This window comes from Bacillus sp. FSL E2-8900 (assembly GCF_037966225.1).
Classification (GTDB): domain Bacteria; phylum Bacillota; class Bacilli; order Bacillales; family Bacillaceae_G; genus Bacillus_A; species Bacillus_A cereus.
This window is the reverse complement of the sequence record NZ_CP150193.1, coordinates 4028435-4048709: the sequence shown is the minus strand read 5'-3', so window position 1 is coordinate 4048709 and position 20275 is coordinate 4028435. Positions and strand designations below refer to the sequence as shown.

The window sequence follows — 20275 nt, the reverse complement described above, 5'->3', positions numbered from 1 at the left end:
AAAATGGAAGAACGTCAAATTACAATTGTAGACGAAAAAGGTAACGAACATTTATGTGAAATTATTTTCACTTTTGATGCTGACAAATTTGGTAAAAAATCATACGTAATCTTCTCTCCAATCGGTGAAGTAGATGAAGATGGAGACCCAATTTATGATGCAATGGCTTATGAGCAAAATGAAGAAGAGGGCGGAGTTTTACTTCCAATCGAATCAGAAGAAGAGTGGGAAATGGTACAAGAAACGTTTAACACTATTGCTGATGAGCAAGAAGCTGAATAATAAGTACTGAAAAGATGGACGACATACAGTCCATCTTTTTTTGTATTTATATGTAAAATGAAAGATTTTTTGTCGAAACTGTGTAAGTCTTTGTAGTATAATGAGACGGATTGTAGAAAAATAAAGTGTCAATTAAAAAAGATAAGTGAATTTGTTGCGTTTTTACATCGTGCTGTATAGAAAGGTGTACATACGGTCTACAATTAAGTAAGGAGGAAATGTTTTGATAGAGAATCAAGTGAAAAAGAAGCGTAGACGCATCTTTTTATTTTCGATTATTGCACTGCTTTTAGTTTGTGGTTCAGTCTATGCGTATATTTCATCCGCATTAGGACCAGTTGATAGCGGGAATAAAAAAGAGATTGAAGTAGAAATTCCGAAAGGATCATCTACAAGTAAAATTGGAGAAATTTTAGAAGAAAAAGGCGCTGTAAAAAACGGTACAGTTTTTAGTTTTTATACAAAGGCTAAATCGAAAAGTTTACAAGCAGGTACATATTTATTAAATCCTTCAATGAATGCTGAAGATGTGATCGAACAAATGTCAGCTGGCAACGTGCATCGTCCAGCTCTTTATAAAGTGACGATTAAAGAAGGGGCGCAAGTAACTGAAATTGCAGAAACGATTGCGACAGAACTAAAGTGGAATAAAGATGATGTTACGCGTCAATTAAACGATAAAGCATTTATTCAAAAAATGCAGCAAAAGTATCCGAAGTTATTAACGGATAAAATCTTTGATAGTAATATTAAATACCCATTAGAAGGTTATTTATATCCTGCAACGTATTCGTTTTATAAGAAAGATACAACGTTAGAAGAAATTGTAATTCCAATGCTTGAGAAAACAAATGCAATCATTGTTCAAAATGAGGCGAAAATGAAAGCGAAGAATTGGGATGTTCATCAGCTTTTAACATTATCTTCACTTATTGAAGAAGAGGCAACTGGTTTTACAGATCGTCAAAAGATCTCTAGTGTCTTTTATAATCGTTTAGCAAAAGGTATGCCGCTTCAAACGGATCCAACGGTATTATATGCACTTGGAAAGCATAAACAACGTGTATTATACGAAGATTTAAAGGTCAACTCACCGTACAATACGTATGTTGTAAAAGGATTGCCGGTAGGGCCAATCGCAAACTCTGGTAAACATTCAGTAGAAGCTGCGTTAGAACCTGCGCAAACAGATTATTATTATTTCTTAGCTGCACCAAGTGGTGAAGTGTACTATGCGAAAACATTAGAAGAGCATAATGCATTAAAGCAAAAATACATTACGAAAAAACAGTGAAATGGGGAGGGATAGCGAAAAAAGTCGCACATCCCTCTTTTTTGTGGTAAAATATATCGGGTTAAAAACTGGCAGAAGAATCGTTTTTAATATCAAAACGGGACGTACAAGCTAAGGATAAAGCTGGCTTGTATTTTTATTGCATTCTATGTGTGAAAAGACGTCATAGAGGCACTTCTCCATGTAAATAAGGAGGACCATTTATGGAGGATGCAGTTAACGAGTACCTATTATCATTTATTGATCCGAAAGATAAATTAATTCTTGAAATGGAAGAATATGCAACAGAAAATCATGTGCCGATTATGGATCGACTTGGGATGGAATTTATGCTGCAATTTTTACGTTTAATTGGACCGAAAAGCATTTTAGAACTTGGAACAGCAATCGGTTATTCTAGTATTCGTATGATGCAAGCTATTCCAAATTCACGTATTGTGACAGTTGAGCGCAATCGTGAGCGATATGAAAAAGCACTTGAATATATAGAACGTTCCCCAGTAACAGATCGTATTTCAGTTATTTACGGTGATGCGTTAGAGACAGGTGAACAAGTAAAAGAACACGGGACATTTGACGTTATTTTTATTGATGCAGCAAAAGGACAGTATCGTCGTTTTTTTGACTTATATGAACCGTTATTAAATCCTGGTGGCGTAATTATTTCAGATAATGTTATGTACCACGGTCTTGTAACGACAAAAGAGAAAATTGAAAACAGACGTACACGTGGTTTAATCCGTCGTATTAAGACGTACAATGAGTGGCTTATGAACCATGAAGGATATGATACAACGATTTTCCCAATTGGTGATGGAGTAGCTGTTAGTAAAAAGAGAGGGTGACCAAGGTATGAAGAAACCTGAATTGTTAGTAACGCCAAGAGCGGTGGCGGATATCGAACAACTTGCGAAAGCAGGAGCAGATGCGGTAATGATCGGTGAGCAAAAGTTTGGTTTACGTTTAGCAGGAGAGTTTTCACGTGAAGATGTAAAACAAGCTGTGAAGATTGCACATGAAAATGGTGTGAAAGTATACGTAGCCATGAACGCTATGTTCCACAACGATAAAGTAGAAGAATTAACAGATTACGTTTCATTTTTAAACGAAGTAAATGTAGATGCAATTGTTTTCGGAGATCCAGCGGTATTAATGGCTGTTCGCGAAGTAGCACCAAATATGCAGTTGCACTGGAATACAGAAACGACAGCAACAAACTGGTTCACTTGTAACTACTGGGGACAAAGAGGAGCGAAGCGCGCTGTATTAGCTCGTGAGCTGAGCTTAGATGAAATTGTTGATTTAAAAGAAAATGCTGAAGTGGAACTAGAAGTACAAATTCACGGTATGACTTGTATGTTCCAATCGAAGCGTTCATTAGTAGGAAACTACTTTGAGTATCAAGGACGTAATCTTGACATTGAAAAGAAAAAATATGAAGAGAATATGTTCTTATATGACCCAGAGCGTAACAATAAATATCCAATTTATGAAGATGAAAATGGTACTCACATTATGAGTCCCAACGATATTTGTTTCATCGATGAATTAGAGGAACTAATCGAAGCTGAAGTTGATAGCTTAAAAATCGACGGTGTACTAAAAAGCTCTGAATACATTATTGAAGTAACGAAGAAATATCGTCAAGCGATTGATTTATGCGTAGAAGATCGTGATGCATATTATGACGTGAAAGATGATCTATATAAAGAAATAGAAGAAATGCAACCAGTAAATCGTCCGTTAGATACAGGATTCTTCTTTAAAGAAACGGTTTACTAAACGAGGAGGGTGTAGGAAATGACTGTACAAGAAATTTCACGAGTGATCGATGGCAAACGTGTTATTGTGAAGAAACCTGAACTGTTAATCCCTGCGGGTAACTTAGAAAAATTAAAAGTAGCTATCCATTACGGGGCAGATGCTGTATATTTAGGTGGACAAGAATTTGGTCTTCGTTCGAATGCAGGTAACTTTACGCTAGAAGAAATGGCAGAAGGCGTTGAGTTTGCAAAGAAGTATGGAGCAAAAATATACGTAACAACAAATATCTTTGCGCATAATGAAAATATGGACGGGCTAGAGGAATATTTAAAAGGGATTGAAAAAGCTGGCGTAACGGGAATTATCGTTGCTGATCCGCTTATCATTGAGACTTGTAAACGCGTAGCGCCTTCTGTTGAGGTGCATTTAAGCACACAGCAATCACTATCCAACTGGAAAGCAGCACAGTATTGGAAAGAAGAAGGTTTACATCGTCTTGTATTAGCTCGTGAAGCAAGCTATGAAGAAATGAAAGAAATTAAAGAAAAAGTGGATATTGAAATTGAAGCATTCGTACATGGTGCAATGTGTATCGCATATTCAGGAAGATGCACATTAAGTAACCATATGACAGCGCGTGATTCTAATCGTGGTGGTTGTTGCCAATCTTGCCGCTGGGATTATGATTTAGTTCAAACAGTATCACAACATAAAGATGCAAAAGAGCTTCCTCTATTCCAAGAAGGAGATGCTCACTTTGCGATGAGTCCAAAAGATTTAAATTTAATTTTATCCATTCCGAAAATGATTGAAATCGGAATCGATAGCTTAAAGGTAGAAGGACGTATGAAATCAATCCATTACGTAGCGACTGTAGCAACTGTATATCGTAAAGTAATTGATGCTTATTGTGCGGATCCAGATAACTTTGAGTTTAAACAAGAATGGTTAGATGAGCTTGATAAATGTGCAAATCGTGATACAGCTCCTGCATTCTTTGAAGGGGTTCCAGGACATCAAGAGCAAATGTTTGGAAATCATAGTAAGAAAACAACGTATGATTTTGCTGGTTTAGTGTTAGATTATAATGAAGAAACGGGCATCGTAACGATTGAGCAACGTAATCATTTCAAACCAGGACATGAAGTGGAGTTCTTTGGACCAGAAATAGAAAACTTTACGCAAACGGTGGAGAAAATTTGGGATGAGGATGGAAACGAATTAGATGCAGCGAGACATCCGTTGCAAATCGTGAAATTCAAAGTGGATCAACGAGTGTATGTGAATAATATGATGCGCAAAAGCATACTTCAATAAGAAAGAGTGATAGTCGAATGGGGACGAATAAGCCTGTTGTAATTGGAATTGCTGGTGGTTCGGGATCAGGTAAAACGAGTGTAACGAAAGCGATTTTTGACCATTTTAAAGGTCATTCTATTTTAATCTTAGAGCAAGATTATTATTACAAAGATCAAAGCCATTTACCAATGGAAGAGCGTTTAAAAACAAATTATGATCATCCGCTTGCGTTTGATAATGATCTGTTAATTGAACATTTGCAGCAGTTGCTTGCATATGAGCAAATTGATAAGCCTGTATATGACTATACATTGCATACGCGTTCAGAAGAAATTATTCCAGTTGAGCCGAAAGATGTAATTATTTTAGAAGGAATTCTTATTTTAGAAGACCCACGTCTTTGCGAGTTAATGGACATTAAATTATTCGTTGATACGGATGCTGACCTTCGTATTCTGCGCCGCATGCAGCGTGATATTAAAGAGCGCGGTCGTACGATGGATTCAGTTATTGATCAGTACGTAAATGTTGTACGTCCAATGCACAATCAATTTATTGAGCCTTCTAAGAAATTTGCGGATATTATTATCCCTGAAGGTGGACAAAACCACGTTGCAATTGATATTATGGTGACAAAAATTGCAACAATTCTTGAACAAAAAGTAAATTTGTAATAGCATAGTAAAAGATATACGGTAGGAAGGGATTTTTTCCCTTCTTATCGAATACAATGAAACATGCAACCTCATCTATATATAGGTGAGGGCATATTTATATCAACTTTCCATACATATCTTCTTTATATAAAGAAGAATTGGAAATACGGGGTTGTATGTGACAACTCCGCTAGTGCAAGGGTACTAGAAACCTCCGCTAACAATGGAAGCGGAGGAGTTTTCATATGGAACTCCTCTTTTTTTCAGGGGATTGGTATATAAAAGGAGTGGAAAATATGTCAACAGAAAAAACATACCCTATGACGCAAGAGGGTAAGCAAAAACTAGAGAACGAACTTGAGCAATTAAAAACAGTAAGACGTAAAGAAGTAGTAGAACGTATTAAAATCGCACGTAGCTTCGGGGACCTTTCTGAGAACTCTGAGTACGATGCAGCGAAAGATGAGCAAGCGTTCGTAGAAGGACGTATTACACAATTAGAAAATATGATTCGTAACGCAGTTATCATTAAAGATACTGGCGAAGTATCAACTGTTGTTACATTAGGTAAAACAGTAACATTTAAAGAATTACCAAACGGAGATGAAGAAGCGTACACAATCGTAGGTAGCGCGGAAGCTGATCCATTCGAAGGAAGAATTTCTAACGATTCTCCAATCGCAAAAAGCTTATTAGGTAAGCAAATTGGTGAGAAAGTAACAATCCAAACACCAGGTGGAGAAATGCAAGTAGAGATTGTCTCTGTAAAATAAAAAAAAGATTCTCCTATCGGGAGAATCTTTTTTTTCTGTAGAATGAAAAAAATTGTGTAAACCTTAGAGTGATTCGACAAAAAATGTCAAAAAAACACTTTAAGCTTTGATATCATAATTAGAGACCATAGGTTTTAAAAGGGAAAAGGGGCTAATTATGAAACATAAAATCTTTACAGGATTGGTTTGTAGTATCTCCATATTAGGACTTGCTGCATGCGGAACGAATGAAGAAACTACATCATCAAAGGGAGAAAAAGTAAAGCAAGAAGAAAAAAAGGATATTAAAGCAACTGAGAGTTCAAAAGCCTTAGAAAATCCACAAGATAAAAAGGAATTTAATGATTTTGATGTAGCGTATCAATTAGCAATTGTCATGAAAATATTTCAAGATGTAACGATTAAGTATGATTACGCAATTGGGAATCCAGATTATTTATTGCGAGATTCGATGGATCAAAAAACAATAGATGATATGAAGAATATGTTACAAGAACAGGCGAAGAATAATGATAAAATTTTAAAAGATGAAGTGAATCAAGCATATACATATTTAAAACAATCGAAAGTAAGTAATAAAGATGATATTCAAAAAATAATAGATGCACAAAATAATTATTTACATATTGTAGATAAGATGATTACTTGTATTGATTCTGTAACAGTTGAGAATGCCAAAGAAAAAAGAAATGAAATGGATAATTTCAGTAAGGACTATTTAAAAGTAGCGGCTAATGTAACAACTACTGTAATTGAAGTTGCTAAAAACACTGGAGTGAATGAAACTGAATTTAAATCGCTTCTTACGAAATTTTTAGAGAAGCCAAAAAAACAATAATAGCTTTATATAATATCTATTTTTGTTTTGGAGCTTGTATAAATAAAATAGTACCTCGTCTAAACTACAATAGACGAGGTGTTTTTTTATGAAAATAAAACGGAGAATTACAATTGTTTTAATTTGTTTTATGAGCGTTATGTTTGTATTGCTTTGTCGTTTAATCCAAATTCAAATTATAGATACAGAATCATTTACTGATCGCAAAATAAATTTAATTGAAAAAAGTGTTACGCAACGTACACAATCCATTACAGTAGACGATGGACGTGGGCAGTTTATAGATCGTAATGGTAAAGAAATAGGTGAGGAAAAATATCCTGTTTTAATTATTTTTCCATTTTTACAAATAAAAAATGACATGTTAGAGAAAATCGCGCATATCATTGGTGTGTCGAGACAAGAGATTAGAAGACAAATGAAAAATAACAAAAATGCATTTACCCTACAAGGAGAAACTGCTCCATTTCGAGTGACGCGAGAGCAGATGGAGAAGGTAAATGAATTACATGTATTAGGTATTGTAGCAGCTGAAGTGCGATTAAAACAAACTGGAGAAATCAGTCATTTAATTGGTGATGTAGGGGAGAACGAAAGGGAGTTTCAAAAGCGATATGGAGAATTGAAAAAAATTTCAAAACAAACGCCGATAGGTATTTCAGGATTACAGCAATCATTTGATGAATTTCTATTGACTGATGGAGAGGCAAAAGTATTATATCAAGTAGATCGGCAAGGAGAACCAATTTTCGGAAAGCAAGCGAAATACACTTCACCAGGAAATCCGTTTTATCCAGTTAGGGTTCAAACTACTTTACATAAAGAGTTGCAGCAAAAAGCAGAAGAAGTGATTGAAGCAAACGAAATAAAGAAGGGGGGATTAGTATTACTTGATGTAAAGACAAATGAAATATTAGCGATGGTTAGTAAGCCGTCTTTACAAGTAAGGGATGAGAATTTATATAAAACTACACTTGAAAATCAAATGTTAACGCCACATTTTCCAGGCTCTGTTTTTAAAACAGTAGTTGCAGCTGCAGTCATTGATCAAAAAGTAAATTTGTTTAATCGGACATTTAACTGTAATAAAGATTTATATGGTGAAAACGACCCGCAAGTTAGGATGGGTACGCTTAACTTTAAAGAGAGCTTTGCTAGGAGCTGTAACAGGACATTTTCCGAGTTAGGTAACGAGCTATTACAAAAGGATAGGACGGTGTTAGAAACATACGTAGCAGCTCTAGGAGCAAATGAAAAGGTTGGATGGAAAGGTTCTGTATTTCATACACCTCATTTTGAGCAAATGTCAGAAGAGAAAGGCACTACTATTTGGGGAAATGAAGAAAATAAAAGTAATAAAAAAGCGGTAGAACAAACAGCGATTGGACAGAAAGATGTACGTATATCACCTCTAGCAATTGCCAATATGATGGCGACGATTGCGAGGAATGGAGAAAAGATGGAAGTGAAAGCTGTTGAAAAAATAGTATATAAAAATGGAGCGGATTTTTTTACATTTGAGAGCCATACGTTAAATGGAAAACAGCTTTCGTATGAAACAGTGAAAACATTACAAGAGTTATTAAGAGGCGTTGTAACAAGGGAGAAAGGAACAGGAACGGCATTCCGTTCGTTGCCACTAAGTGTCGCTGGAAAATCCGGGACAGCGCAAACGGGGAAAGGGACGAGGGTGAATCGCTGGTTTGCAGGTTATTTTCCGTATGAGAATCCAAGATATGCTTTAGTTGTTGTTGATCTAGAGACTGATAGCAAAGTGAATAAAGTTACACCTATTTTTAAAGATATGGTGGGAGCAATCTATCAATTGGAGAATGAAAAGTAATCTTGCAATTTATAGTGAAATGTCTTCATTTCATGAAAATATCATTGTAAATGTTCAACCTTTCTAGATTTAATGTTACAATAGCAATTAGGAAAAACTGCATGGAGGTTTGGAGAATGGCAGGAGGATCAAGATTCCAACAGAAACAACAAAAACGTCGTCAAAACGGTGTTTTAAATATTGCAATCGCTATTGTATTACTATTAGTAGCTATTGTAGCATATCAATTGTTCGTTCCTAGTACGAAAGAGCAAGCATCTTCTACTGATAAGAAAGTCTCTCAACAAACAACAAAGAATGAGAAAGCTGGAAAATCAGAAGATAAAGAATCTGCTAAGAAAAAAGAAAAAGAACAAGAGCAAGCAGAAGCTAAGAAAAAAGCTGAAGAAGAGAAGCTAAAGGCTGAAGAAGAACAGAAAAAAGCTGAAGAAGAAGCGAAAGCTAACGAGAAAGTATCAGCTGAAAAAACTGTATCTAAGGCAAAAGAGGCTTACACAAAACCTTCTTGGAAAGCTGTAGGAACAGAACAAGGTTCATCACCGGCGATGACGTTTAAACAAGGATCATCAGATTGGAATGAGATGCAAAGTGCAATTGCTGCAGGTGTTGAGATACCGAAAGAGCAATTAGTATTCCATTTTGTTGGAAGAGACAAAACTGGAAAGAGCAAAGCTTATGGTGATGTTCAAGATAAGCAAAGTGGCAAAAGATATTACGTAAATATTGATTGGGTAGACAATGAGGGCTGGAAACCAGTACTTGTTCAAACTCTAAACTAAAAAAGAGAAGCTCCTTAGGAGCTTCTCTTTTTTGTTAACGCAATTTCTTTAATTTAAAATGAACAACCGCGCTATAATAAGGTCTTTTGCTTTCAGGATCCATGACCATTTGATGAGAGATGTGATGAACTTCAAGCATAAGTGCTTTATTATTATCAATTTGTTCACTAATTTTTCGTTCTAAAGAAGCTAAGTCTCCCGCTTCAAAAAACTCTACTTTATCTTCTAACATTTCAAAGGTAAATGACATGAAGACGGCCCCTCTCCTATGTAATCAACTATAGTGTAACAAAGAAAAGAAGGAAATACCATGTACATTTCAATTGACATTTTTAGAAAGAGGGAATATCATACTGATAAAACCGATAAGAAAAAGGGGAATTTTTATGGGTACAGAATTTAATGGTTTATTTGATGAGTGGGCTCATACGTACGACTCATTTGTACAAGGCGAAGATATACAATATAAAGAAGTTTTCGCCCATTATGAGGACATTCTAGAGGATGTAGTTAACAAGTCATTTGGTAATGTATTAGAATTTGGTGTCGGTACAGGTAATTTAACAAATAAATTATTACTTGCTGGCCGCACAGTTTACGGTATAGAACCGTCGCGTGAAATGCGCATGATTGCAAAAGAGAAATTGCCAAAAGAATTTTCAATTACAGAGGGTGATTTTCTTTCGTTTGAAGTTCCAAATTCAATTGATACCATTGTAAGCACCTATGCATTTCATCATTTAACAGATGATGAAAAAAATGTAGCGATTGCGAAGTATAGTCAATTGCTAAACAAAGGTGGTAAAATAGTGTTTGCTGATACGATATTTGCAGATCAAGATGCATATGATAAAACTGTTGAAACAGCAAAAGAAAGAGGTTTCCACCAGTTAGCAAACGATCTGCAAACGGAATACTATACACGTATTCCAGTTATGCAGACTATTTTTGAAAACAATGGCTTCCATGTAACGTTCACGAGATTAAATCATTTCGTTTGGGTAATGGAGGCAACTAAGCAATAGAAAGAGGGATTAGATTGAGAATTGCTGTAATTGGAGCAATGGAAGAAGAAGTACGTATTTTACGTGACAAATTAGAACAAGCAGAGACAGAAACGGTTGCAGGTTGTGAATTTACGAAAGGGCTATTAGCAGGGCATGAAGTAATCTTGTTAAAGTCTGGTATTGGTAAAGTAAACGCAGCGATGTCAACGACAATTTTATTAGAAAAATATAAGCCTGAAAAAGTAATTAATACTGGCTCAGCTGGTGGATTCCATCATTCTCTAAACGTTGGTGATGTAGTTATTTCCACTGAAGTTCGTCACCATGACGTAGATGTAACAGCATTTAACTATGAATATGGTCAAGTACCAGGAATGCCGCCTGGATTTAAAGCTGATGAGGCGTTAGTTGCATTAGCTGAGAAATGTATGCAGGCTGAAGAAAATATTCAAGTTGTAAAAGGTATGATTGCAACAGGTGATTCATTTATGAGTGATCCGAACCGTGTTGCAGCAATTCGTGATAAATTTGAAAATCTTTATGCGGTAGAAATGGAAGCAGCAGCTGTTGCACAAGTATGCCACCAATATGAAATTCCGTTTGTTATCATTCGCGCACTTTCTGATATTGCTGGTAAAGAATCAAATGTTTCATTTGATCAGTTTTTAGATCAAGCAGCTCTTCATTCTACAAACTTTATCGTAAAAGTGTTAGAAGAGTTAAAGTAATGTAACAAAAAGGCAACTGTCTCATATAAAGAAAATACATACAGTTGCCTTTTCTTTATTGGCAAACAAGGGGGAGAACACGATGAATGTATATCGTGGAGTTCATGAGTTAATTGGTCATACACCAATTGTAGAAATTACTCGTTTTTCACTTCCGAAAGGGGTCCGTTTATTTGCAAAGCTTGAATTTTATAACCCAGGCGGAAGCGTTAAGGATCGTTTAGGAAGAGAATTAATCGAAGATGCGCTAGAAAAAGGGCTTGTTACCCAGGGTGGAACAATTATTGAACCGACTGCTGGGAATACTGGTATTGGACTGGCACTTGCAGCATTAGAGCATGATTTACGTGTTATTGTTTGTGTACCAGAGAAATTTAGTATTGAAAAACAAGAATTAATGAAAGCACTAGGTGCAACGGTCGTGCATACACCGACTGAGCAAGGAATGACCGGTGCAATTGCTAAAGCAAAAGAGTTAGTAAATGAAATACCGAATTCATACTCTCCAAGTCAGTTCGCAAATGAGGCAAATCCTCGTGCATATTTTAAAACATTAGGACCTGAACTGTGGGACGCATTGAATGGAGAGATTAACATATTTGTTGCTGGAGCAGGAACTGGCGGTACATTTATGGGGACTGCATCTTATTTGAAAGAAAAAAATATAGGTATTAAAACAGTTATCGTAGAGCCAGAAGGATCTATTTTAAATGGTGGTAAGGCTGGTTCACATGAGACCGAAGGAATTGGACTGGAATTTATCCCGCCATTTTTGAAGACATCTTATTTTGATGAAATTCATACGATTTCTGATCGAAATGCATTTTTACGAGTGAAAGAATTAGCGCAAAAAGAAGGACTTCTCGTTGGGAGCTCTTCAGGAGCAGCATTTCATGCGAGCTTACTTGAGGCAGAGAAGGCAGCACCAGGTACAAATATTGTAACCATTTTTCCTGATAGCAGTGAGCGCTATTTAAGTAAAGACATATACAAAGGATGGGAATAAAAAATGAGAGCAAAGACAAAGTTAATTCATGGTATTCGCATAGGAGAACCTTCAACTGGATCTGTAAACGTACCGATTTATCAAACAAGTACGTACAAACAAGAAGCAGTTGGTAAGCATCAAGGATATGAATATTCACGTACAGGTAACCCAACACGTGCAGCTTTAGAAGAAATGATTGCTGTATTAGAAAATGGGCATGCTGGATTTGCATTTGGTTCAGGAATGGCTGCTATTACAGCGACAATTATGTTGTTCTCAAAAGGTGACCACGTTATTTTAACAGATGATGTTTATGGCGGAACATACCGCGTTATTACGAAAGTATTAAACCGTTTCGGTATTGAGCATACATTTGTAGATACAACAAACTTAGAGGAAGTTAAAGAAGCGATTCGTCCAAATACGAAAGCAATTTATGTGGAAACACCAACGAACCCACTACTAAAAATTACTGATATTAAGAAAATATCTACTCTTGCTAAAGAGAAAGACTTATTAACAATTATTGATAACACATTCATGACGCCATATTGGCAGTCGCCGATTTCTTTAGGAGCAGATATTGTGCTTCATAGTGCAACGAAATATTTAGGAGGTCATAGTGACGTAGTTGCAGGTCTAGTAGTTGTAAATAGCCCACAACTAGCAGAAGATCTTCACTTTGTACAAAACTCAACAGGAGGTATTCTTGGGCCGCAAGATAGCTTCTTACTACTTCGTGGTTTAAAAACATTAGGAATTCGTATGGAAGAACATGAAACGAATTCACGCGCTATTGCTGAGTTCTTAAATAATCATCCAAAAGTAAATAAAGTATATTACCCAGGTCTTGAATCACATCAAAACCACGAATTAGCAACAGAACAAGCAAATGGTTTTGGTGCTATTATCTCATTTGATGTAGATAGTGAAGAGACATTAAATAAAGTACTTGAGAAATTGCAGTATTTTACACTGGCTGAAAGTTTAGGAGCAGTAGAAAGTTTAATTTCTATTCCATCTCAAATGACACATGCATCAATCCCAGCTGATCGCCGCAAAGAATTAGGAATTACAGATACATTAATTCGTATTTCTGTCGGTATTGAAGATGGTGAAGATTTAATTGAAGATTTAGCACAAGCGCTAGCATAATAAAAAAACGCACTGCTAATATAGAGCAGTGCGTTTTTTTATTACATTATTTTGTGAAACATTTCACAAAATAGACATACACAAACGAAATGATTTCATGTATATTGAATTCAGGAAATGTTACTCACGAACAAACTTGTGAAACATTTCACAAACAATGAAATTCATGTAGGAAAGCATCTCTATTTTTTTATGTTAATTGGGACTTATTTTGACCTATAGGGACATATAAGGACCGTGATAGTAGAATAGGAGGAAATTTACATGGTAGTCAAAGAGAAAGTTGTAAATGAAATGCAGGAAGTAAAAAAGATGATTGATACACTAGTAAATAATGGTCAACAAGCTTTACAAGCATTAGAAAGTTTTACACAAGAGGAAATTGACAACATTGTTCATGAAATGGCATTAGCAGGTGTTGATCAACATATGCCGCTAGCAAAATTAGCAGTTGAAGAAACTGGCCGTGGTGTATATGAAGACAAATGCATTAAAAATATTTTTGCCACTGAATATATTTGGCATAGTATAAAGCAAGATAAAACGGTAGGAATTATTCACGAAGATTCTCATGAAGAAATAATAGAAATCGCGGAACCTGTCGGTGTAGTAGCTGGGGTAACGCCAGTAACGAATCCAACGTCGACAACAATGTTTAAAGCGTTAATTGCGATAAAAACAAGAAATCCAATTATTTTCGCGTTTCATCCTTCCGCACAAAAATGTTCTGTGGCAGCGGCGAAAACAGTATATGATGCAGCGATGAAAGCTGGTGCACCAAAACACTGTATTCAATGGATTGAAAGACCGTCTGTTGAAGCGACGAAACAATTAATGAACCATGATGGTGTAGCACTCGTTCTAGCAACTGGAGGCGCTGGTATGGTGAAATCAGCTTACTCTACTGGAAAACCAGCGTTAGGCGTTGGGCCTGGTAATGTACCGTGTTATATAGAAAAATCAGCACATGTAAAACGAGCTGTTAATGATTTAATTTTATCGAAAACATTTGATAACGGTATGATTTGTGCATCGGAACAAGCAATCATTGTCGATAAAGAAATCTATGATGATGTTAAAACAGAAATGATTGAAAACAATTGTTACTTTGTAACAGAAGAAGAAAGAAAAAAATTAGAAAAGCTTGTTATAAATGAAAATACATGTGCAGTAAATAGTGATATTGTAGGGAAATCAGCACAGTATATTGCCGATTTAGTTGGGATTACTGTTCCTGAACATACAAAAATGCTTGTAGCTGAAATTCAAGGTATCGGAGCAGCATATCCGTTATCTCGTGAGAAACTGAGTCCAGTATTAGCTTGTGTGAAGGCGAATTCATTAGAAGAAGGATTTACATATTGCGAAGAAATGTTGAACCTCGGTGGTTTAGGACATTCAGCAGTTATCCATTCTACAAATAAAGATGTGCAAAAGCAATTTGGATTACGTATGAAAGCTTGCCGTCTCATTGTAAATGCACCTTCATCACAAGGTGGAATAGGTGATATATATAATGGATTTATTCCATCACTTACACTTGGTTGTGGTTCATACGGAAAGAATTCAGTTTCCCAAAATGTAACAGCCACTCATTTATTAAATATAAAAAGGCTGGCAAATAGAAAAAAGAATATGCAGTGGTTCAAATTGCCACCAAAAATTTATTTTGAAAAACATGCTACAGCTTATTTAGCAAATATACCTAACATTTCACGTGCATTTATTGTAACGGACCCTGGAATGGTTGAACATGGCTATGTCGATACAGTCGCGCACTATTTAAACAAGCATGCAAATGATGTGAAAGTTGAAGTTTTCTTTGAGGTCGAACCAGATCCATCAGATGAAACTGTTTTTAAAGGTGCGGAAATGATGAGAAGCTTTAAGCCAGATGTAATTATCGCACTTGGTGGTGGTTCAGCTATGGATGCAGCAAAAGGAATGTGGTTATTCTATGAGCATCCAGAAACGACATTCTATGGCATTAAACAGAAGTTTTTAGATATAAGAAAACGTACATGTAAATATCCGGAATTAGGAAATAAGGCGCAGTTTGTTGCGATTCCAACGACATCAGGAACGGGATCAGAAGTGACACCATTTGCGGTTATTACAGATAAGAAAAATAATATAAAGTATCCGCTTGCAGATTATGAATTAACACCAGATGTAGCAATTGTTGATCCGCAATTTGTAATGACAGTACCACCACATGTAACAGCAGATACTGGTATGGATGTTTTAACACATGCAATTGAGGCGTATGTGTCTGTTATGGCAAATGACTATACAGATGGATTAGCATTAAAAGCTATTGATCTCGTATTCAAATATTTACCGAGAGCATATAAAGATGGAAATGATGAAGAAGCAAGAGAAAAAATGCATAACGCTTCTGCAATTGCAGGTATGGCATTTGCAAATGCTTTCCTCGGTATTAATCACAGCTTAGCACATAAAATTGGACCAGAATTCCATATTCCGCACGGACGCGCAAATGCCATTCTAATGCCGCATGTAGTCCGCTATAATGCTATTAAGCCAAGAAAACACGCATTGTTCCCAAAATATGAGCACTTTGTGGCAGATGAAAGATATGCACATATAGCGAGAATGCTCGGGCTTCCAGCAAGCTCGGCAGCAGAAGGGGTGGAATCACTCGTCAAAGCAATTATTGAGCTTGGAAAAAGCTTAAATATTAATATGAGTATTGCAGGACAAGGAGTAGATAAAGAGCAATTTGAAGAGGTTGTTGGAGTATTAGCAGAAAGAGCTTTTGAAGATCAATGTACAACTGCTAATCCAAAGTTGCCGCTTATTTCAGAACTGAAAGAAATTTATATGGAAGCATATAAAGGTGAATAATGATTACAAAAGAGCCGCAGTAAAGCGCTCTTTTTTTATTGGAAAACATCTCCCAGAATGGCTGTATTTACTGGTCTTTCAGTTTCATAGAATATGATACAGTGAAATGGAGGAGTGAGAATATAATGAAAGAATTAAAAGGAAAAATAGAAGACTATACTCGGTTCGGACAAATTCTTCTCGCTGTAAGTACATTGTTAATGGTTGGCTTGTTGATTCCGAATGGAGCAAAAGAGACAATCCAATTTTTTGTTATGATGGGGAGCATCGTTATATTTTTAAGTTTATCGTTCTTTTTCTTTCAGCGTGTGAAAGTGATGCGTGACCAGCTAGAGGAAAATGAATGTGAATAATATTGTTAACTAGAGCGCGGCGAAAAGAAAAAATCTTTTTGTCACGCTTTTTGTTTTTTGTAGAAAAATGTATGCGTTTCGTGTTGACAATGATAATCCTTATCAATTAAAGTAGAATAGTAGTTAATGATTATCATTATCAATTAGAGGTGAAGGAATGAAAAAATCTATTACGCTATTTACAGCGATTTTATCTATTTTTTTCTTGTTAATAGGTTGCAGTGCCAAAGGGGACGAAAAAGCGTCTGCAACCAAAACAGAAAAAGGAAAAGAGAAAATCGAAATTACCGACCTATCAGGAAGAAAGGTAACATTCGATAAAGTGCCAGAAAATTTTGCAACATTAAGTATGGGGGACATGGATATTATTCATGCTTTAGGTGGAAAAATAGTAGGTCGCCCGGATACGAAATTAACTCTTCCAGAGGAGTTAAAGAAAGCACAAGTAATTGGGAATGCACATCAACCGAATTTTGAGCAAATTGCTAGTTTAAAGCCCGATGTACTTGTTGCTAACAATGGATTCCAAAAGAATGTGCCAACGGTTGAAGGACAAGGAACGCAAGTTATCATTTCTTCTGCGAATTCTGTACAAGATATTCAAAAGAATATTGAATTATATGGAACGGTAATGAAGAAAGAAGATAAAGCAAAAGAAATTAATCAAAAAATGAATGATCAAATGAAGAAATATGAGAAAAAGAGCGATGTGAAAGCATTGCTAGTGTATGGCGCACCAGGTACTTATTTAGCGGCATTACCAACATCTTTATCAGGTGATATTTTAGAAAAAACAGGCGGAAAAAATATTGCTTCTGATTTTCCAGAAACGAAAGAATATCCGCAATATGCACAGCTAAGTGTAGAACGTATTATTGAGGCGAATCCAGATGTGATTTATTTAATTACACACGGAGATCCAAAAAGTGTGAAAAAAGCATTCGAAGGCGAAATGATGAAAAATGAAGCGTGGAAAAATTTAGAGGCAGTAAAACAAAACCGCGTAGTTATTTTGCCACCTGATTTATTTGGATCTAATCCTGGTACAAAAGTTACAGAAGCAATGGATTTTATGTATAAAAGTATACAAGATGTAAGGAAATGATACGTATGGAAAGTAGTGAAGTAGTAAGAGAAAAGGAACATCCTTTTGCGAAAAAAAGATGGATAATAGCAGTTACTTTAGTTGTATTAACAATCCTAGGTCTCTTGTACGGTCTTTTCGCAGGAAGTTTATCCTTTTCTATACGAGATATTTTAACAGGTATACAAGAGGAAGGTTCGACAGTTCATCGAATTGTATGGGATCTTCGCATACCGAGAGTGCTTATTGGGTTTATAGTAGGAACATGTTTAGCTGCATCTGGTACACTGCTACAAGGGGTTATGAGAAACCCTCTTGCAGATCCTGGTATTATCGGAGTTTCATCTGGAGCAGGCCTTGTAGCAATTGTCATCATGATTTTATTCCCACAGCATCTAGCTTTTTTACCACTAGGGGCGTTTTTAGGAGCTTTCATAACAGCGATGGTTATTTATGCTTTATCATGGCAAAAAGGGGCACCACCTTCAAGAATCGTCTTAGTAGGGGTGTCGATCAATGCATTAATTGGTGCAGCAACGTCAGCATTAATGTTATTACATAGTGACAAAGTACAATCGGTGTTACCGTGGTTAGCGGGCGGTATTGGAGGTGTAAGTTGGGCACATTTAAACATGATTATTTATTATGCAATATTCGCCATTATATTAGCTTTCTTTGGTATTAAGCATATTCGAGTGTTAATGCTTGGAGATGAAATGGCAAAGTTATTAGGACATAATGTGGAAAAAAGTCGGTTTTATTTAATCGTAGTAAGTACATTATTAGCTGGAATTGCAGTAAGTGTGTCTGGTCTTATTGGATTTGTCGGTCTTGTCGTACCACATATGCTACGTTTATTAGTTGGAAATGATTATAGATATTTGCTACCTTTATCATGCCTTGGCGGCGGGGTATTACTTGTTTTTGCGGATGCAATAGCTCGAAGTTGGTTTGACCCAATCGAATTGCCTGTTGGTATTTTACTGTCCTTCTTAGGTGGTCCGTTCTTCTTATATTTAATTCATAGAGGAGGAAAACAAAGTGATTTCCGTTAACAAAGTGTTTTACGCACACTCTGAAAGATTTCAAATGCAAAATATGAATGTACATATTAAGGCTGGAGAAATCGTTAGTTTAATTGGTCCGAATGGATCGGGAAAATCTACTTTGCTTCGTTTAATAGCAAGGCTACTGAAACAAAGCGAAGGGGACATCATTTTAGATGGGAAAAATATTCATATGATGAAGAGTGCTGATGTAGCGAAGCAATTAGCAATGTTACCGCAAATGCATGATCATCAATTAGATTTAACAGTGAAAGAACTAATTGAGTTCGGAAGAGGTCCACATAAATCATGGAGTAGCCGCTTAAATAAAGAAGATGAAGAAATTGTTGATTGGGCATTGTCTGTTACAAATCTTGAAGGGTATGAATATCGTCTTTTACATTCTTTATCAGGAGGGGAACGGCAACGTGCTTGGATTGCGATGACGTTAGCGCAACGTACAAATGTCTTATTATTGGATGAACCAACAACCTTTTTAGATATCGTTCACCAGTTGGAAGTAATGGAACTTGTGAAACGATTAAATGAGGAGTTTGGAATGACAATTATAATGGTTTTACATGACATTAACCAAGCTGCTCAATATAGCGATCGTTTACTTGTATTAAAGCGAGGAAAGATTCAGTATGATGGTATACCAGAAGAAGTACTATGCCATGAAATGTTTCAACATGTATTTGGCATAGATGTAGATATTTTTCAAGGAAGTGACAAGCCTTTTTTTACACCGAAACGAATTTCTAAAAGGGGAGAAGAGCGATGCAAACAGAAGAGCGTATTACCACGGAATTAGTAAGAGAATTTGTTATGGCAGCTCACGGGGATTTAGAGAAAGTACAAGAGCTATTGGTTGAATCACCAAGCTTACTTCACGCCTCTTATAATTGGGGTGGATCAGATTGGGAAAGTGCGTTAGGCGCATCGGCACATGTAGGTCGTAAAGATATTGCTCTTTATTTACTAGAAAAGGGTGCTCGGATGGATATTTTTGCAGCAGCTATGCTTGGTGAATTAGAAGTTGTACAAGCTATTTTAGTAGCTCAACCAGAAGCATTGCGTGCATCTGGCCCTCATGGTATTTCTCTTCTTCAACATGCACGAATGGGTGGAGAGAAATCTAAGCGTGTATATGATTATTTAGCAATACTATCTTAATGAACGAAGGAAGTTCTTATGTGCGGTAAACTTTTCACTTGAAACAATTGGAAAGTTTACCGCCCGTTAGAACGGGATAAGTATCTAGTATATTTGAAAATCCTACCCCCCCTCAATTGTAGTTTTCTTTATGCTAGTTATGATATGGATGCAGTGGACAATATTTGTCTACTGCTTTTTTTAGTTATTTAGAATGAATATTCTGTATTTTATCGTTGGTTCATTTATCCCGCTATTTTCCAGGCAGTAAGACTCTCGCCTAAAAATTCAGTTAAAGAAAAGAAGTTAGACGGGAGATCCACTGCCTGTAAACGTCGGATTGGTAAAGGCTAATAATCAGTG

The 20275-nt window shown here is 36.2% G+C and carries 21 protein-coding genes; 20 read left to right on the top strand and 1 reads right to left on the bottom strand.

The genetic code is table 11. The annotated features are described in order from the left end of the window. Positions 1 to 3: 3 nt before the first annotated feature. The 10 genes from NST90_RS20745 (at position 4) to NST90_RS20700 (ending at position 9528) form a co-directional block, all read left to right on the top strand. On the top strand, positions 4 to 282 hold the full coding sequence (locus NST90_RS20745) for a DUF1292 domain-containing protein (RefSeq protein ID WP_000392730.1): 279 nt from the start codon (positions 4 to 6) through the stop codon (positions 280 to 282). Positions 283 to 505: 223 nt separating this feature from the next. Continuing rightward, complete coding sequence (gene mltG / locus NST90_RS20740; protein ID WP_000572131.1) at positions 506 to 1576, top strand: endolytic transglycosylase MltG; 1071 nt, start codon at positions 506 to 508, stop codon at positions 1574 to 1576. Positions 1577 to 1779: 203 nt separating this feature from the next. Further along, entirely contained in the window at positions 1780 to 2421 is a 642-nt protein-coding gene (locus NST90_RS20735; protein WP_000389102.1) for an O-methyltransferase, read from the top strand. Between the two features lie 7 nt (positions 2422 to 2428). Next, positions 2429 to 3358, top strand: coding sequence for a peptidase U32 family protein (locus NST90_RS20730; protein WP_000742806.1), 930 nt, complete (start codon positions 2429 to 2431; stop codon positions 3356 to 3358). 18 nt (positions 3359 to 3376) lie between these two features. After that, positions 3377 to 4657 (top strand): U32 family peptidase, encoded by a 1281-nt coding sequence (locus tag NST90_RS20725; RefSeq protein ID WP_000217974.1) that lies wholly within the window; start codon positions 3377 to 3379, stop codon positions 4655 to 4657. A 17-nt stretch (positions 4658 to 4674) separates the two neighbouring features. After that, entirely contained in the window at positions 4675 to 5313 is a 639-nt protein-coding gene (gene udk / locus NST90_RS20720; protein ID WP_000537078.1) for a uridine kinase, read from the top strand. Between the two features lie 278 nt (positions 5314 to 5591). Continuing rightward, the gene (greA, locus tag NST90_RS20715; RefSeq protein WP_000102591.1) at positions 5592 to 6068 is read left to right on the top strand and encodes a transcription elongation factor GreA; all 477 of its coding nucleotides are present in this window, start codon (positions 5592 to 5594) and stop codon (positions 6066 to 6068) included. Between the two features lie 157 nt (positions 6069 to 6225). After that, positions 6226 to 6906 (top strand): hypothetical protein, encoded by a 681-nt coding sequence (locus tag NST90_RS20710; protein WP_000680877.1) that lies wholly within the window; start codon positions 6226 to 6228, stop codon positions 6904 to 6906. A gap of 88 nt (positions 6907 to 6994) precedes the next feature. Further along, the gene (locus NST90_RS20705) at positions 6995 to 8749 is read left to right on the top strand and encodes a penicillin-binding transpeptidase domain-containing protein (protein WP_000695153.1); all 1755 of its coding nucleotides are present in this window, start codon (positions 6995 to 6997) and stop codon (positions 8747 to 8749) included. 116 nt (positions 8750 to 8865) lie between these two features. Next, positions 8866 to 9528, top strand: coding sequence for a YrrS family protein (locus tag NST90_RS20700; RefSeq protein WP_000897098.1), 663 nt, complete (start codon positions 8866 to 8868; stop codon positions 9526 to 9528). A 34-nt stretch (positions 9529 to 9562) separates the two neighbouring features. Here NST90_RS20700 and NST90_RS20695 read toward each other — a convergent pair whose 3' ends face one another. Next, positions 9563 to 9778 (bottom strand): YrzA family protein, encoded by a 216-nt coding sequence (locus NST90_RS20695; RefSeq protein ID WP_000010984.1) that lies wholly within the window; start codon positions 9776 to 9778, stop codon positions 9563 to 9565. A 136-nt stretch (positions 9779 to 9914) separates the two neighbouring features. On the opposite strand from NST90_RS20695, the gene NST90_RS20690 reads away from it, so the two are divergent. The 10 genes from NST90_RS20690 to NST90_RS20645 all read left to right on the top strand — a co-directional run bounded on the left by NST90_RS20690 (position 9915) and on the right by NST90_RS20645 (position 19933). Further along, entirely contained in the window at positions 9915 to 10553 is a 639-nt protein-coding gene (locus NST90_RS20690) for a class I SAM-dependent methyltransferase (RefSeq protein WP_000536320.1), read from the top strand. Positions 10554 to 10567: 14 nt separating this feature from the next. Continuing rightward, a complete protein-coding gene (gene mtnN / locus NST90_RS20685) occupies positions 10568 to 11263 on the top strand; it encodes a 5'-methylthioadenosine/S-adenosylhomocysteine nucleosidase (protein WP_001217024.1) in 696 nt (231 codons plus the stop codon). An 82-nt stretch (positions 11264 to 11345) separates the two neighbouring features. Further along, positions 11346 to 12269, top strand: a complete 924-nt coding sequence (locus NST90_RS20680) for an O-acetylserine dependent cystathionine beta-synthase (protein WP_001103878.1) — start codon at positions 11346 to 11348, stop codon at positions 12267 to 12269. A 3-nt stretch (positions 12270 to 12272) separates the two neighbouring features. Then, positions 12273 to 13406, top strand: coding sequence for a bifunctional cystathionine gamma-lyase/homocysteine desulfhydrase (locus NST90_RS20675; protein ID WP_001201917.1), 1134 nt, complete (start codon positions 12273 to 12275; stop codon positions 13404 to 13406). 264 nt (positions 13407 to 13670) lie between these two features. Continuing rightward, positions 13671 to 16274, top strand: coding sequence for a bifunctional acetaldehyde-CoA/alcohol dehydrogenase (gene adhE / locus NST90_RS20670; RefSeq protein ID WP_000260507.1), 2604 nt, complete (start codon positions 13671 to 13673; stop codon positions 16272 to 16274). 125 nt (positions 16275 to 16399) lie between these two features. Further along, positions 16400 to 16627, top strand: coding sequence for a YrhC family protein (locus NST90_RS20665; protein ID WP_000661263.1), 228 nt, complete (start codon positions 16400 to 16402; stop codon positions 16625 to 16627). Positions 16628 to 16784: 157 nt separating this feature from the next. Then, entirely contained in the window at positions 16785 to 17732 is a 948-nt protein-coding gene (locus tag NST90_RS20660) for an ABC transporter substrate-binding protein (protein ID WP_000748452.1), read from the top strand. Positions 17733 to 17737: 5 nt separating this feature from the next. Then, positions 17738 to 18766, top strand: a complete 1029-nt coding sequence (locus tag NST90_RS20655; protein ID WP_002024813.1) for an iron ABC transporter permease — start codon at positions 17738 to 17740, stop codon at positions 18764 to 18766. Continuing rightward, a complete protein-coding gene (locus tag NST90_RS20650; RefSeq protein ID WP_006926759.1) occupies positions 18753 to 19571 on the top strand; it encodes an ABC transporter ATP-binding protein in 819 nt (272 codons plus the stop codon). Before NST90_RS20655 ends, NST90_RS20650 begins: the two co-directional genes overlap by 14 nt. Then, on the top strand, positions 19538 to 19933 hold the full coding sequence (locus tag NST90_RS20645; protein WP_001192766.1) for an ankyrin repeat domain-containing protein: 396 nt from the start codon (positions 19538 to 19540) through the stop codon (positions 19931 to 19933). The genes NST90_RS20650 and NST90_RS20645 overlap by 34 nt, the downstream gene beginning before the upstream one ends. Positions 19934 to 20275 lie beyond the last annotated feature (342 nt).